This window comes from Streptomyces sp. NPDC002573, from assembly GCF_042889625.1.
Lineage (GTDB): Bacteria > Actinomycetota > Actinomycetes > Streptomycetales > Streptomycetaceae > Streptomyces > Streptomyces gibsoniae.
This window is the reverse complement of sequence record NZ_JBIARC010000026.1, coordinates 1-13,034: the sequence shown is the minus strand read 5'-3', so window position 1 is coordinate 13,034 and position 13,034 is coordinate 1. Positions and strand designations below refer to the sequence as shown.

General features: G+C 69.2%; 13 protein-coding genes. 8 read left to right on the top strand and 5 right to left on the bottom strand.

Going from position 1 to position 13,034, the window contains the following annotated elements:
* Positions 1 to 35: 35 nt before the first annotated feature.
* Positions 36 to 2,567, top strand: a complete 2,532-nt coding sequence (locus ACFYX0_RS23795) for an FHA domain-containing protein (protein WP_388972927.1) — start codon at positions 36 to 38, stop codon at positions 2,565 to 2,567.
* A gap of 86 nt (positions 2,568 to 2,653) precedes the next feature.
* Here ACFYX0_RS23795 and ACFYX0_RS23790 read toward each other — a convergent pair whose 3' ends face one another.
* Positions 2,654 to 3,379, bottom strand: a complete 726-nt coding sequence (locus tag ACFYX0_RS23790) for a transglycosylase SLT domain-containing protein (protein WP_388972925.1) — start codon at positions 3,377 to 3,379, stop codon at positions 2,654 to 2,656.
* 629 nt (positions 3,380 to 4,008) lie between these two features.
* Here ACFYX0_RS23790 and ACFYX0_RS23785 point away from each other — a divergent pair.
* The 3 genes from ACFYX0_RS23785 to ACFYX0_RS23775 all read left to right on the top strand — a co-directional run bounded on the left by ACFYX0_RS23785 (position 4,009) and on the right by ACFYX0_RS23775 (position 6,153).
* Positions 4,009 to 5,154: a GAF domain-containing sensor histidine kinase gene (locus tag ACFYX0_RS23785; protein WP_388972924.1), complete on the top strand. Its 1,146-nt coding sequence runs from the start codon at positions 4,009 to 4,011 to the stop codon at positions 5,152 to 5,154.
* On the top strand, positions 5,147 to 5,788 hold the full coding sequence (locus ACFYX0_RS23780) for a response regulator transcription factor (RefSeq protein WP_355903185.1): 642 nt from the start codon (positions 5,147 to 5,149) through the stop codon (positions 5,786 to 5,788). Before ACFYX0_RS23785 ends, ACFYX0_RS23780 begins: the two co-directional genes overlap by 8 nt.
* A 119-nt stretch (positions 5,789 to 5,907) precedes the next feature.
* Positions 5,908 to 6,153: a chaplin gene (locus ACFYX0_RS23775; RefSeq protein ID WP_311698187.1), complete on the top strand. Its 246-nt coding sequence runs from the start codon at positions 5,908 to 5,910 to the stop codon at positions 6,151 to 6,153.
* A gap of 75 nt (positions 6,154 to 6,228) precedes the next feature.
* Here ACFYX0_RS23775 and ACFYX0_RS23770 read toward each other — a convergent pair whose 3' ends face one another.
* Positions 6,229 to 7,011, bottom strand: coding sequence for a hypothetical protein (locus ACFYX0_RS23770; RefSeq protein ID WP_388972922.1), 783 nt, complete (start codon positions 7,009 to 7,011; stop codon positions 6,229 to 6,231).
* 151 nt (positions 7,012 to 7,162) lie between these two features.
* On the opposite strand from ACFYX0_RS23770, the gene ACFYX0_RS23765 reads away from it, so the two are divergent.
* The 3 genes from ACFYX0_RS23765 (at position 7,163) to ACFYX0_RS23755 (ending at position 9,572) form a co-directional block, all read left to right on the top strand.
* Entirely contained in the window at positions 7,163 to 7,960 is a 798-nt protein-coding gene (locus ACFYX0_RS23765) for an ABC transporter ATP-binding protein (RefSeq protein WP_311698189.1), read from the top strand.
* A gap of 80 nt (positions 7,961 to 8,040) precedes the next feature.
* Positions 8,041 to 8,469 carry an NfeD family protein gene (locus tag ACFYX0_RS23760; protein ID WP_388972920.1) on the top strand — a complete coding sequence of 143 codons (429 nt, stop codon included), beginning with the start codon at positions 8,041 to 8,043 and terminating at the stop codon, positions 8,467 to 8,469.
* 131 nt (positions 8,470 to 8,600) lie between these two features.
* Positions 8,601 to 9,572 carry an SPFH domain-containing protein gene (locus ACFYX0_RS23755; RefSeq protein ID WP_311698191.1) on the top strand — a complete coding sequence of 324 codons (972 nt, stop codon included), beginning with the start codon at positions 8,601 to 8,603 and terminating at the stop codon, positions 9,570 to 9,572.
* Positions 9,573 to 9,686: 114 nt separating this feature from the next.
* On the opposite strand, the gene ACFYX0_RS23750 is transcribed toward ACFYX0_RS23755, so the two are convergent.
* The 3 genes from ACFYX0_RS23750 to ACFYX0_RS23740 form a co-directional block, all read right to left on the bottom strand.
* Positions 9,687 to 10,193, bottom strand: coding sequence for an HNH endonuclease (locus ACFYX0_RS23750; RefSeq protein ID WP_311698192.1), 507 nt, complete (start codon positions 10,191 to 10,193; stop codon positions 9,687 to 9,689).
* Positions 10,194 to 10,356: 163 nt separating this feature from the next.
* Positions 10,357 to 10,896 (bottom strand): YbhB/YbcL family Raf kinase inhibitor-like protein, encoded by a 540-nt coding sequence (locus ACFYX0_RS23745; protein ID WP_388972919.1) that lies wholly within the window; start codon positions 10,894 to 10,896, stop codon positions 10,357 to 10,359.
* A gap of 48 nt (positions 10,897 to 10,944) precedes the next feature.
* The gene (locus tag ACFYX0_RS23740; protein ID WP_388972917.1) at positions 10,945 to 11,730 is read right to left on the bottom strand and encodes a sporulation protein; all 786 of its coding nucleotides are present in this window, start codon (positions 11,728 to 11,730) and stop codon (positions 10,945 to 10,947) included.
* Between the two features lie 177 nt (positions 11,731 to 11,907).
* On the opposite strand from ACFYX0_RS23740, the gene ACFYX0_RS23735 reads away from it, so the two are divergent.
* Positions 11,908 to 12,549, top strand: coding sequence for a DNA-3-methyladenine glycosylase (locus ACFYX0_RS23735; protein ID WP_355903165.1), 642 nt, complete (start codon positions 11,908 to 11,910; stop codon positions 12,547 to 12,549).
* Positions 12,550 to 13,034 lie beyond the last annotated feature (485 nt).

Here is a 13,034-nt window from a genome sequence, read left to right as displayed (position 1 = left end):
GGGGTAACTCGGGGGACAACTCAGTGGGGCATGGAGTGCCTGAACTCGTAGTGGAATTCAATGGACGTACCTGGACGCTCGACGCGTCCAGGCCGTACGCCCTCGGACGTGATCCGGAGGGGGACATCGTGCTCGAGGACGCCAGGGTCTCCTGGCGCCACGCCACGATCAGCTGGAACGGCCGCAGTTGGATCCTCGAGGACCGGGGGAGCACCAACGGTACGTTCGTCGGGGGCCGGCGCATCCAGCAGCTGGAGATCGGCGCGGGCACGACCGTGCACCTGGGCAACGCGACCGACGGGCCCGGACTGAGTCTGTCCGGTGCCGCGGCCGTGGTGGCCGCCCCGCAGGCCGGGCCGCAGCAGCAGCCGTACGCGGCCCGGAGCGCGGGGGCCGGCTGGGCTCAGCCGGGCCCGCAGCAACAGGCGTCCCAGCAGCAGGCACCGCAACCGGCGCCTCCGCAAAGCCCGCAGCAGTCCGCTGCCCGCGTCCCGCAGCAGCAGGGTGCCGGCGCCGACGCGGGGGCGTCCCCCGTCTACGGCGACCGCAGCCCGACCACGTTCCACCAGCTCGCCCTCGGCCGGGTGATGCGCATCGGCCGTGCGCTGGAGAACGACCTGGTCGTCTCCGACCTCCAGGTCTCCCGTCACCACGCCGAGTTCCACGCCACGCCCGACGGCCGTTTCGAGATCCGCGACCTGGGCTCGCACAACGGCACGTTCGTCAACGGCATGCCGATCGGCAAGGGCGGGTCGGCGCTGCTCGGCCCGAACGACATCGTCGGCGTCGGCCACTCGACGTTCCGTCTGGTCGGCGATCGGCTCGAGGAGTTCGTCGACACCGGTGAGGTCTCCTTCTCCGCGCGCCATCTGACCGTCACGGTCGACGGCGGCAAGCAGATCCTCAAGGACGTCTCCTTCGGCGTCCCGGAGAAGTCGCTGATCGCGGTCATCGGCCCGTCCGGCTCCGGCAAGTCGACGCTGCTGAAGGCGCTCACCGGTTACCGCCCCGCGAACCAGGGCGACGTCCTCTACGACAACCGGAACCTGTACAAGCAGTTCGCCGAGCTGCGCCAGCGCATCGGTCTGGTCCCGCAGGACGACATCCTGCACAAGGAGCTGACCGTCAAGAAGGCCCTGAAGTACGCGGCCAAGCTGCGCTTCCCCGCCGACACCACGGCCGCCGAGCGCGAGGCCCGCATCGACGAGGTGCTGCGCGAGCTGAAGCTGGACGTGCACAAGGAGAAGAAGGTCACCTCCCTCTCCGGCGGTCAGCGCAAGCGTGTCTCGGTGGCTCTGGAACTGCTCACCAAGCCGTCACTGATCTTCCTGGACGAGCCGACCTCCGGTCTCGACCCGGGCATGGACCGCGACGTCATGCAGCTGCTGCGGGGTCTCGCCGACGACGGCCGTACGGTCCTCGTCGTCACCCACTCCGTGGCCGAGCTGGCCCTGTGCGACAAGCTCCTGGTGATGGCACCGGGCGGGGCCGTCGCCTACTTCGGCCCGCCGGAGGAAGCGCTGAACTTCTTCGGCTACGCATCCTGGGCCGATGTCTTCTCCGCCTTCGAGAACTACCGCGACTACGACTGGTCGGGTCGCTGGAAGGGCTCGCAGCACTACCAGATGTACGCCGCGGAGATCGACGCCGTGGCCCCGCAGTCGGTCCATATGCCGCCGCCCCAGGCGATCAAGCCGGCCAAGCCACAGGGCTGGTTCTCCCAGCTCGCCACCCTGATCCGGCGCTATGTCGCGGTCATAGCCTCCGACAAGGGCTTCCTGGCGCTGACGGTGATCCTGCCGGCGGTGCTCGGCGCGGTCAGCCTGCTCATCGACAGTGACAAGACACTGCTGGTCAACCCGGTCAACCCGAAGACCGGTGTGCCCGTCCCGAACGGCACGGCCACCACGGTCCTGCTGATCCTCGCGGTCGGCGCGTGCTTCGCGGGCGCCGCCAACTCCGTCCGCGAACTGATCAAGGAACGGGTCATCTACGAGCGGGAGCGCGCCACCGGCCTGTCCCGCTCGGCATATCTGATGTCCAAGGTGGCCGTGCTCGGCGCGGTCACCGTGCTGCAGGGTCTGATGGTCGGCCTGATCGGCTTCTCCAGCCGGACGATCCCGGACCAGGGCGTGATCCTCGGCCATGCCACGCTGTTCGAGCTGTGTCTGCCGGTCATGGCGCTCGGCTTCACCTCGATGATGGTCGGCCTGGTCATCTCCTCGCTGGTGAAGACCGCCGAGAAGACGATGCCGCTGCTGGTCATGTTCGCGATCATCCAGGTCGTGTTCACCGGCTGCCTGTTCACGCTGAACGGCACGATGGGCGTCAACCAGTTCTCGTACCTGATGCCGTCCCGCTGGGCGGTCGCCGCCGCCGGCGCCACGCTGGACTTCAACAAGATCGCCCCCAACACGGACGACCCGACCAGCACCGACCCGCTGTGGAACCACACGGCGTCGGCCTGGACCCTGGACATGGCCGCCCTGATCGTGCTCGGCGTGGTCTGCGGCTTCCTGGTGGCCCGTTTCCTGCGCCGCCACGAGCCGGAGGTCATGCGGAAGTAACCGTCCCCGAGACGCGCGGAAGGGCGGCACCCCCAGAGGGTGCCGCCCTTGTGCGTTCTCAGGCGAGAAGAGGCCCCGCGCCGACCTCAGTACGCGCTGTTGACGTTGTCCATCGAGCCGTACCGGTGCGCCGCGTAGTTGCAGGCGGCGGTGATGTTCGCGACCGGGTCGTAGATGTTCCAGGACGTGCCTTCGACGTGGTACGTGTTGAAGGTCGGCTGGATGACCTGGAGCAGACCCTTGGAAGGGATGCCGTTCTGGGCGTTGATGTCCCAGAGGTTGATGGCCATCGGGTTGCCCGAGGACTCCCGCATGATGTTGCGGTACAGGCCGTTGTACGAGCCCGGGATGCCCCTCTGGTGCATGATGTCGAGCGACTGGCGGATCCAGCCGTCGAGGTTGTTGGTGTAGCTCCTCGGGGTGGGAGCGGCCTGCTGCTGGATCTGCGGGCGCGCCGCGGACCGGCTCGCGGCCTGCTGGGCCGGACGCTGCTGCACCGGCTGCGCGGCGGGCTGCCGCACGGGCGCCTGCTTGACGGCGGCCGTCTGCTTGGCGGCGATGGTCTCGGCCTTGAGGGACTGGGCAGCCATCTGGTCGGTGACGCTGACCTTGATCGCCTTGGCCGGCTGGTTGCCGATCTTCACCGGGACGGAGGCGGCGGGGGCCGCCTGGGTCTTGCTCTGTGCCTCGCTGGGCGCGGCGGTGACCGCGAGGGCGCAGCAGCCGAGGGCGGCCACACCGGCGATGGACATCTTGTGGGCCTTGGTGAGCTCACGACTGCGGGCACGAAGAGCGGTGATGTTCTTGGGCATGTGGAGGGACCTCTTTGTTTGAGCGCGGAGGTCGCTTCTGGTGCCGGCGGAAGACGGATGTTTCCAGCACAAGCGCCGCGGGCAGAGCCTGCGGCGCCGAGCGACGCGAGCAATTCTTAGCTGTCGCAAAAATTTGCCGCAAAGGTGTGACGTACGATCCCCGGTAGTGGACACAGGAAGGGTAAAACGGGACAGAATCGCCTGTCGTCCCCGTTCATCACGGGCTTCTTTGTCTCCTATGCGCCTTCGTATGTGATGTGGGTCCTATGCGCGGCCTCACATGCAGTCCGGGTGTGTCTCACCATCAGTTGCTGAAGCAACGCTCTGTGTGAGGGGTCGGGTCCACAGTGGATCGCTAGGGGTCGGCGCCGCTGATCCGAGGCCGCGCGGGTCGTTTGTGCCGTGCGGCCGCAGCCGTACATGAGGACGCGGTGCGGGCCCATATAGCGGTGCGGGCCCATATAGAGGACTCGGGGCGCCGCCCGAGACGGGCCGCGGCGGCTGAGGGCACAAGGAAGCAGGGTCCTTCGGCCCGGGCCCGCGCGAGGCCGGGCCTAGGCCCACCGGTGTAGAGGACGGTGGTCGGCGGGCGGATACGCCCTGTCACACCTCGCCGGTACGGTGAGGTCATGAGCCATGGACCCCGGTCGGGCCTGTACGCGGTGAGCTCCGCGCTGCTGGCCATGAGCAGGCATCTGGAGGTGCGCGACGTCCTCAAGACGATCGTCGCCTCGGCCCGCGAGCTGCTCGACGCGGAGTACGCGGCGCTGGGCGTCCCGGACGACCACGGGGGCTTCGCCCAGTTCGTCGTGGACGGTGTCTCCGAGGAGCAGTGGAAAGCCATCGGTCCGCTCCCGCGCCAGCACGGCATCCTCGCCGCGATGCTGCGCGAGGCGAAGACGGAGCGGCTCGCCGACGTCCGCGAGGACCCGCGTTTCGAGGGCTGGCCGAGCGCCCACCCGCAGATGTCCGACTTCCTCGGCCTGCCCATCCGCGACGGAGACGAGACCATCGGCGCGCTGTTCCTGGCCAACAAGAGGTGCCCGAGACAGGAAGGCGGCTGCGGCTTCACCGGGGACGACGTGGAACTGCTCTCGATCCTCGCCCAGCACGCCGCGATCGCCCTCACCAACGCCCGGCTCTACGAACGCAGCCGCGAGCTGACCATCGCCGAGGAGCGCTCCCGTCTGGCCCACGAGCTGCACGACGCGGTCAGCCAGAAGCTCTTCTCCCTGCGGCTCACCGCCCAGGCGGCGGCCGCCCTGGTCCACCGGGACCCGGCGCGGGCCAAGGGCGAGCTGCAGCAGGTGGCCTCGCTCGCCGCCGAGGCCGCCGACGAACTGCGGGCCGCCGTGGTCGAGCTGCGCCCCGCCGCGCTCGACGAGGACGGCCTCGTCAACACCCTGCGCACCCAGGTCCAGGTCCTCGACCGCGCCCACACCGCACGGGTGACCTTCGTCGGCCTGGGCGTCCGCGCCCTGCCGGCCGCCCAGGAGGAGGCGCTGCTGCGGGTCGCCCAGGAGGCGCTGCACAACGCGCTGCGGCACTCCGGTGCCCAGCGCGTCGAGGTGACCCTGGAGAAGCGCGGCCCGGGCGCCGTCCTACGCGTCACGGACGACGGCGGCGGATTCGAGCCCCAGGCGGTGCGCCGGGCGGGACGCCACCTCGGGCTGGTCTCCATGCGCGACCGGGCGAGCGGGGTCGGCGGCACGCTGACCGTGGAATCGGCGCCCGGGAAGGGCACCACCATCGAGATGGAGGTCCCTGGTGGCTGACACAATCAAGGTGCTGCTCGTCGACGACCACCAGGTCGTCCGCCGGGGGCTGCGCACCTTCCTCGAGGTGCAGGACGACATCGAGGTCGTCGGAGAGGCCTCCGACGGCGCCGAAGGGGTCGCCCTCGCCCAGGAGCTGACCCCCGACGTCATCCTCATGGACGTCAAGATGCCGGGGATGGACGGCATCGACGCCCTCCGCAGGCTCCGCGAACTGGACCACCCCGCGCGCGTGCTGATCGTCACCAGCTTCACCGAGCAGCGCACGGTGGTGCCGGCCCTGCGCGCGGGCGCCGCCGGCTACGTGTACAAGGACGTGGACCCCGATGCCCTGGCCGGAGCCATCCGGTCGGTGCACGCGGGCCACATCCTCCTCCAGCCGGAGGTGGCGGGCGCGCTGCTGTCCCAGGAGGAGACCAACGCCGGCCAGGGCCGGGGCGGCTCTCTCACGGAGCGGGAGCGGGAGGTGCTGGGCCTGATCGCGGACGGGCGGTCCAACCGGGAGATCGCCCGTGCGCTGGTGCTCTCGGAGAAGACGGTGAAGACCCATGTCTCCAACATCCTGATGAAGCTGGACCTGGCCGACCGCACCCAGGCCGCGCTCTGGGCCGTCCGCCACGGCGTTAACGGCTGAGCGGATCTTCATACCGTCGGGTGTATGTCCCCCGGGTGGCGCATCCTCGATCGATCCCGGCCGTTCTCCAAGGCGTACTGCGGCGCCTGCCGCAGTGATCGCAAGGAGAGGGCTCAGAAGTGAAGAACCTGAAGAAGGCCGCTGCCGTCACCATGGTGGCCGGGGGACTGATCGCCGCCAGCGCCGGCCTCGCCTCGGCCCACGACGGCTCTCACGCCGACGGACGGGCCGTGGGTTCCCCGGGCGTCGTGTCGGGCAACGTCATCCAGGTCCCGGTGCACGTGCCCGTCAACGCGGTCGGCAACACCGTGAACGTGATCGGCCTCCTGAACCCGGCCTTCGGCAACCTGGGCCTCAACCACTGACGCCGGCGACGGTCCACTCTTCCTGACCGGCCTCCCGGGGACTCCCGGGAGGCCGGTTTCGGCTGTGGCAACGGATCATCGCATCTCGCGCTGCTCCACGATCGCGTTGTACGCGGCCACCTGCGCCCGTCGGGCCGTCCGCTCCACCGGGCGCAGCGCTTGGGTGCGGGCCGCCATCTCGGAGGCGCTCACCGCGCCCCCCTGCCCGTTCTCGTACGCGACCGAGATCAGCAGCCCCACACGCCGGGCCAGCTCCAGCACCCGCACCGCCCGCGGCGGATACCCCGGTGCCAGGACCTCCTGCCCCCGCTCGGCCCGCGCCCGGTACGCGTCGATCGCCGCCTCCGCCACCGGCCCCGACCCCGCCACGTCCAGCCGCGAGAGCACCTCCGTCGCCTCGCGCAGGGCCTCCGCCAGCTCCCGCTCGGCCTCCCCGAGCGAGGGCACGTCTGCGGGCGGCGCCTCCCGCACCGGCAGACAGTGCCAGACGACCTCGACATGCACATCGCCGGCCGGCCCCGCCTCGTCGACCTCCGGCACCAGCCCGAACGCGGCCCCGTGACAGACCACCGCCTCCTCGGCCTCCAGCGCCCGCGCGTTGAACTCCGGAGGGCCGCTCAGCCCCAGCGGATGCCCCGGCGCGGGCAGCGCCACCCGCAGACCGGTCACCCCGAGCGTGCGCAGCCGCCCCAGGGCGAGGGTCAGACCGACGGGCGCCGACTCACCCGGCAGCCCCTCCACCCGGTGCACCGCGTCCTCCCCGACGATGGCGGACGCGGCGTCGTCCGGCGAGACAAATCCGGCCAACAGGGCATTCCCCCATGCGGCCAACCGACCTGAGCGTGGTTCCGAGAGCATGCCTCCACCCTACGGACCGGACCTATGGAATCGACCGGGCGACCAGTGGCGTAGATTTCATGGGGGCCCCGCCCACCGGCGTGGCGGACCACGCCCACAGGCGTACGCGAGAGCCGACACCGGCCACACTGCAAGGGGAGACAACGCGCTCATGAGCGATGTTCTGGAGCTGGAGGACGTATCCGTGGTCCGCGAGGGCCGGGCTCTCGTGGACCAGGTCTCCTGGTCGGTCAAGGAGGGCGAGCGCTGGGTCATCCTCGGCCCCAACGGTGCCGGCAAGACCACCCTTCTGAACGTCGCCTCCAGCTACCTCTACCCGACCAAGGGCACCGCGACCATCCTCGGCGAGACCCTCGGCAGGCCCGGCACCGACGTCTTCGAGCTGCGTCCGCGCATCGGCGTGGCCGGTGTCGCCATGACCGAGAAGCTCCCCAAGCGCCAGACGGTCCTGCAGACCGTGCTGACCGCCGCGTACGGCATGACGGCCGGCTGGCAGGAGGAGTACGAGGACGTCGACGAGCAGCGCGCCCGCGCCTTCCTCGACCGCCTGGGCATGAGCGAGTACCTGGACCGCAAGTTCGGCACCCTCTCCGAGGGCGAGCGCAAGCGCACCCTCATCGCCCGCGCCCTGATGTCCGACCCCGAACTGCTGCTGCTCGACGAGCCCGCCGCCGGTCTCGACCTCGGCGGCCGCGAGGACCTCGTACGCCGTCTCGGCCGCCTCGCCCGCGACCCGATCGCCCCCTCCATGATCATGGTCACGCACCATGTCGAGGAGATCGCCCCCGGCTTCTCCCACGTCCTGATGATCCGTCAGGGCAAGGTGCTCGCCGCGGGTCCGCTGGAGCTGGAACTGACCTCGCGCAACCTCTCCCTGTGCTTCGGCCTCCCGCTCGTGGTGGAGCAGGTCGGCGAGCGCTGGACCGCTCACGGTCTGCCCCTGTCCTGACCCCGAACGCCCCTGACGCAGGCTCGTACAACCCCGAAGGCGCCCTGTCCGCGACCGGGCCCCGGCCCTACCATGACCATGTGAACATCGACGCGTGGGTGTGGTGGCTGATCGGCGCGGCGGGGCTCGGCATCGGTCTCGTGATCACCGCGATGCCGGAGCTCGGGATGCTCGCGGCGGGCGCCGTCGCGGCCGCCGCGGTCGGCGCCCTGGGCGGCGACGCCGTCCTCCAGGTCGTGGTCTTCGCCGTCGTCTCCGTCGCACTCATCGCCGTGGTCCGGCCCATCGCCGCACGGCACCGCGCCCAGCGGCCCCAATTCGCCACCGGCATCGATGCGCTGAAGGGCAGGCACGCCCTCGTCCTGGAGCGCGTCGACGGCAACGGCGGCCGGATCAAGCTCGCCGGAGAGGTCTGGTCGGCGCGCTCCCTCGACGCCGAACTCGCCTTCGAGGTCGGCCAGGAAGTGGACGTCGTGGACATCGACGGAGCCACGGCGATTGTGATGTGACCTCGTAGGACTTAACTCGACCGAACAGGCCACGAGGTACGCGACGGTCTGTCAGACTCGACCAGCAAGATCTTCAACAACCATAAGATCTTCCACAGGCGCCGAGGCGGAGAAGGGTACGGGGAATCACGATGGAACCGATCATCATCGTCCTGATCATTCTGGTGGTGTTGGTCTTCATCGCCCTGATCAAGACGATCCAGGTCATCCCACAGGCGAGCGCCGCCATCGTCGAGCGCTTCGGCCGCTACACACGCACCCTGAACGCGGGCCTGAACATCGTGGTCCCGTTCATAGACTCGATCCGCAACCGCATCGACCTGCGCGAACAGGTCGTGCCGTTCCCGCCGCAGCCGGTGATCACCCAGGACAACCTGGTCGTCAACATCGACACCGTCATCTACTACCAGGTGACCGACGCCCGGGCCGCGACCTACGAGGTCGCCAGCTACATCCAGGCCATCGAGCAGCTCACCGTCACCACCCTCCGCAACATCATCGGCGGCATGGACCTGGAGCGCACCCTGACCTCCCGTGAGGAGATCAACGCGGCCCTGCGCGGCGTCCTCGACGAGGCCACCGGCAAGTGGGGCATCCGCGTCAACCGCGTGGAGCTGAAGGCGATCGAGCCCCCGACCTCCATCCAGGACTCGATGGAGAAGCAGATGCGCGCCGACCGTGACAAGCGCGCCGCGATCCTCACCGCGGAAGGTACGCGACAGGCCGCCATCCTCACCGCCGAAGGTGAGAAGCAGTCCCAGATCCTGCGCGCCGAAGGTGAGGCCAAGGCCGCCGCCCTGCGCGCCGAGGGTGAGGCGCAGGCCGTCCGTACGGTCTTCGAGGCGATCCACGCCGGCGACCCGGACCAGAAGCTGCTCTCCTACCAGTACCTCCAGATGCTCCCGAAGATCGCCGAAGGCGACGCCAACAAGCTCTGGATCGTGCCCAGCGAGATCGGCGACGCCCTGAAGGGACTCTCCGGCGCCATGGGCAACTTCGGCCCCCTGGGCGGCGGTTCGGGAAGCGGCGGCTCCTCCGGAGGGTCCGGCAACGGCGGTTCGAGCACCGCGACCGAGCGCCGCGAGCGCCCGTCCATCGACTGACCCGACAGCGGTCCTACGACACCGGGGCCCGCCTCCCGAAGGAGGCAGGCCCCGCTGCACATCCCCTGGCCTCACGGCCCCGCGAGCGGCCGCCACGGGGCCGCCTGTGGGGCACTAGGCCGCAGGCTGTCCCAGCCACTCCGGCAGCGCCTCGAACTCGTCGTGCCCGAGCGCCAGCAGCATCGCGTCCGCGGGCGTCGGCTCGAAGGGCTGCCGCAGCAGCGGCATCCCCGCCTGCTCCGGGGTGCGGTTCGCCTTGCGGTGGTTGTCCTCGGCGCAGGAGGCCACCGTGTTCAGCCAGGTGTCGCCGCCACCGTGCGACCGCGGCACCACGTGGTCCACGGTCGTCGCCCGCCGTCCGCAGTACGCGCACCTGTGCCGGTCCCGCACCAGGACACCCCGCCTCGACCATGGAGCTTGTCTTCGGAAAGGCACTCGTACATATCGGCAGAGCCTGATGACGCGGGGCGCCGGTATATCCACATCGGCGCCCCGCATTCGCAGTTCGGGGTGGGCCTGCTCGACGACGGCCTTGTCCTGCAGCACCAGCACGACGGCTCGGTTCAGCGTCACCGTCGACAGCGGCTCGAAGCTCGCGTTCAGCACCAGCGTGTCACGCATCCAGCCCACCTCCCGTGTGCACCGGCCCACTCCCAGGCGGGCTTGGATCAACTCTGGACGGGCGCGCCGAGATGGACAACGCAATAAAAAATGCCCGCCTCCGATCACTTCCAAGACCGGAGGCGGGCAAACGTTCAATGAACGTCAGTCTTCGACGGGTGTGTCAGCCCTCAGCGGGGTTCTCGTACTCACCGATGAGGTGGGCGCGCCCCAGCGTGTGGAAGCGCAGATTGAAGCCGACCACCGCGGGAGAGGCGTCCGAGTCCGGACCGAGCTTCTCCTGGTCGACGGCGTACACGGTGAAGACGTACCGGTGCGGCCCGTCCCCGGGCGGCGGCGCGGCACCGCCGAAGTCCTTCGACCCGTAGTCGTTGCGCGCATGGTGCACACCCGAGGGCAGCCCCTCGAACTTCCCGGTACCGGCGCCCGCCGGCAGCTCGGTGACCGACACCGGGATGTCGAACAGGACCCAGTGCCAGAACCCGCTGCCGGTCGGGGCGTCCGGGTCGTAGCAGGTCACGGCGAAGCTCTTGGTCCCGGCCGGGAAGCCCTCCCAGCGGAGCTGCGGCGAGGTGTTCCCAGCCGCGTAGACCTGAGCGTCCTTGAGTGTGGCCCCCGGCTCGACGTCCTCACTCGTCACCGTGAACGACGGCACGGGCGGAAGGAAGTCGTGCGGCAGTGGCGGCCTCTTCAGGTCGGTCACCTCGGCACCTCCAAGAAATCAGTGGATCATCCGGTTCCAGTGCAGAGCCTAGAACCAGCTGCGCTTGCTGCCGACCTCCGACAGCCACTGGTGGAGGTAGCCGGCCCAGTCCGTGCCGTGGAAGTCGTGCAGACCGACCGTGAAGGCCCGATAGGAGTCGCTGCCCTCGCTGAACAGGCCCGGCTTCTTGTCCATCTCCAGGATGACGTCCATCTCCCGCTCGTCCGCGACGAAGCTCAGCTCGACCTGGTTCAGCCCGCGGTACTGCGACGGCGGGAAGAACTCGATCTCCTGGTAGAACGGCAGCCGCTGCCGCGTGCCCCGGATGACACCGCGCTCCATGTCCGCGCTCTTGAAGCGGAAGCCCAGCTGGATGAACGCGTCCAGGATCGCCTTCTGCGCCGGCAGCGGATGCACATTGATCGGGTCCAGATCCCCGGAGTCCACGGCACGCGCGATCTCCAGCTCCGTGGTCACCCCGATGTGCATCCCGCGCAGCGCCTGCCCGTCGATCATGGTGACCGGCGTCTCCCAGGGGATCTCCAGCCCGAACGGCACGTTGTGCACGGCGCCCGCCTGGAGCTCGAAGGCACCACCGAGTCGCACCTTGGTGAACTCGATGTTCTGCTTGTACTCCGTGTCGTCGTGTCCCTCGACCTCGACCTTGGCCTGGAGACCCACGTTCAGGCCCTCGATCGACTGGCTCACGGACCCGCCCTGGATCCGCACCTCACCCTGGACCACACCACCCGGTACGACATTGACCTCGGTCAGCACCGTCTCGACCGACGCCCCGCCGGCACCCAGGCTCGCGAGCAGCCGCTTGAACCCCATGAATCTTCCCTCCCGGACGACGTCAGATCCGCCGCCCCACTTCGTGCACGCGTACGTGGATCCTTGATCCCTACAAACGCGATCCGGCCCCGGACCGGTTCCGTGCCACACCCTTACAAGGGCGAGGAGCCTTGACCACCCTTTGGTACGCAGCCATCTGGACTACGCTCGTACGGCGTGATCGCGACCCTCGACCGTACGCCCCTGCCCAGGGACTTCTTCGACCGCCCCGTCCTGCAGGTCGCCCCCGACCTGCTGGGCCGCATCCTCGTCCGCACCACGCCGGACGGCCCGATCGAACTGCGCCTGACGGAGGTCGAGGCCTACGACGGCCAGAACGACCCCGGCTCCCACGCCTATCGCGGCCCCACACCCCGCAACGAGGTGATGTTCGGTCCGCCCGGCCATGTGTACGTCTACTTCACCTACGGCATGTGGCACTGCATGAACCTGGTGTGCGGCCCGGAGGGCAGGGCCAGCGCCGTGCTGCTCCGTGCCGGGGAGATCACCGAAGGCGCGGAGCTGGCCCGGAAGCGTCGGCTCTCGGCCCGCAACGACAAGGAACTGGCCAAAGGCCCCGCGCGCCTGGCCACGGCCCTGGATGTGGACCGCGCGCTCGACGGCACGGACGCGTGCGCGGTCGGCGAGACCCCGTTGCGCATGCTGACGGGCACGCCGGTGCCCTCCGAACAGGTACGCAGCGGTCCGCGCACCGGTGTCGCCGGGGACGGAGGGGTCCACCCCTGGCGCTTCTGGATCGCCAACGACCCGACGGTGAGCCCCTATCGGGCCCACACGCCCCGCCGGCGCCGAAGTTGACGCGGCCCTGGGAGATGCGTAATGTAGCCCAAGCCGCTTGAACCGGGTACGGCGTCTCGCCAGCAGCCGGAAGCGACGAACCCACTACTTACGTCCTCCCTCGCAGAGGGTGAATTCGGTGTGCCCGCACGTCCGAATTCAAACCCGCGGAACTCGATTATGAGTCGCGACGGGAATCGGCTAACGTAGTGAATGTCGAAAGGTCGGGCCGAAAGCCCGGACCCAAGGCGAACCCCGCCGACCGGGAATCGGATCCGAAAAGGTTTGATAGAGTCGGGAAAGCCGGAAAGGGAAACGCGGGAGCGGGAACCTGGAAAGCGCCGAGGAAATCGGGTCGAGAAGAGATCTGATAGAGTCGGAAACACCGAAGGGAAGCGCCCGGAGGAAAGTCTGAGAGAGTCTCTCGGGTGAGTACGAAGGAAGCGTCCGTTCCTTGAGAACTCAACAGCGTGCCAAAAGTCAACGCCAGATATGTTGATACCCCG

What these genes read in the sequence shown, in the direction of transcription:
- ACFYX0_RS23755 (WP_311698191.1), top strand. Translation starts at nt 8,601, where the DNA reads ATGGAACCGATCATCATCGTCCTGATCATTCTGGTGGTGTTGGTCTTC.
- ACFYX0_RS23785 (WP_388972924.1), top strand. Translation starts at nt 4,009, where the DNA reads ATGAGCCATGGACCCCGGTCGGGCCTGTACGCGGTGAGCTCCGCGCTG.
- ACFYX0_RS23740 (WP_388972917.1), bottom strand. Translation starts at nt 11,730, where the DNA reads ATGGGGTTCAAGCGGCTGCTCGCGAGCCTGGGTGCCGGCGGGGCGTCG.
- ACFYX0_RS23790 (WP_388972925.1), bottom strand. Translation starts at nt 3,379, where the DNA reads ATGCCCAAGAACATCACCGCTCTTCGTGCCCGCAGTCGTGAGCTCACC.
- ACFYX0_RS23770 (WP_388972922.1), bottom strand. Translation starts at nt 7,011, where the DNA reads ATGCTCTCGGAACCACGCTCAGGTCGGTTGGCCGCATGGGGGAATGCC.
- ACFYX0_RS23765 (WP_311698189.1), top strand. Translation starts at nt 7,163, where the DNA reads ATGAGCGATGTTCTGGAGCTGGAGGACGTATCCGTGGTCCGCGAGGGC.
- ACFYX0_RS23750 (WP_311698192.1), bottom strand. Translation starts at nt 10,193, where the DNA reads ATGCGTGACACGCTGGTGCTGAACGCGAGCTTCGAGCCGCTGTCGACG.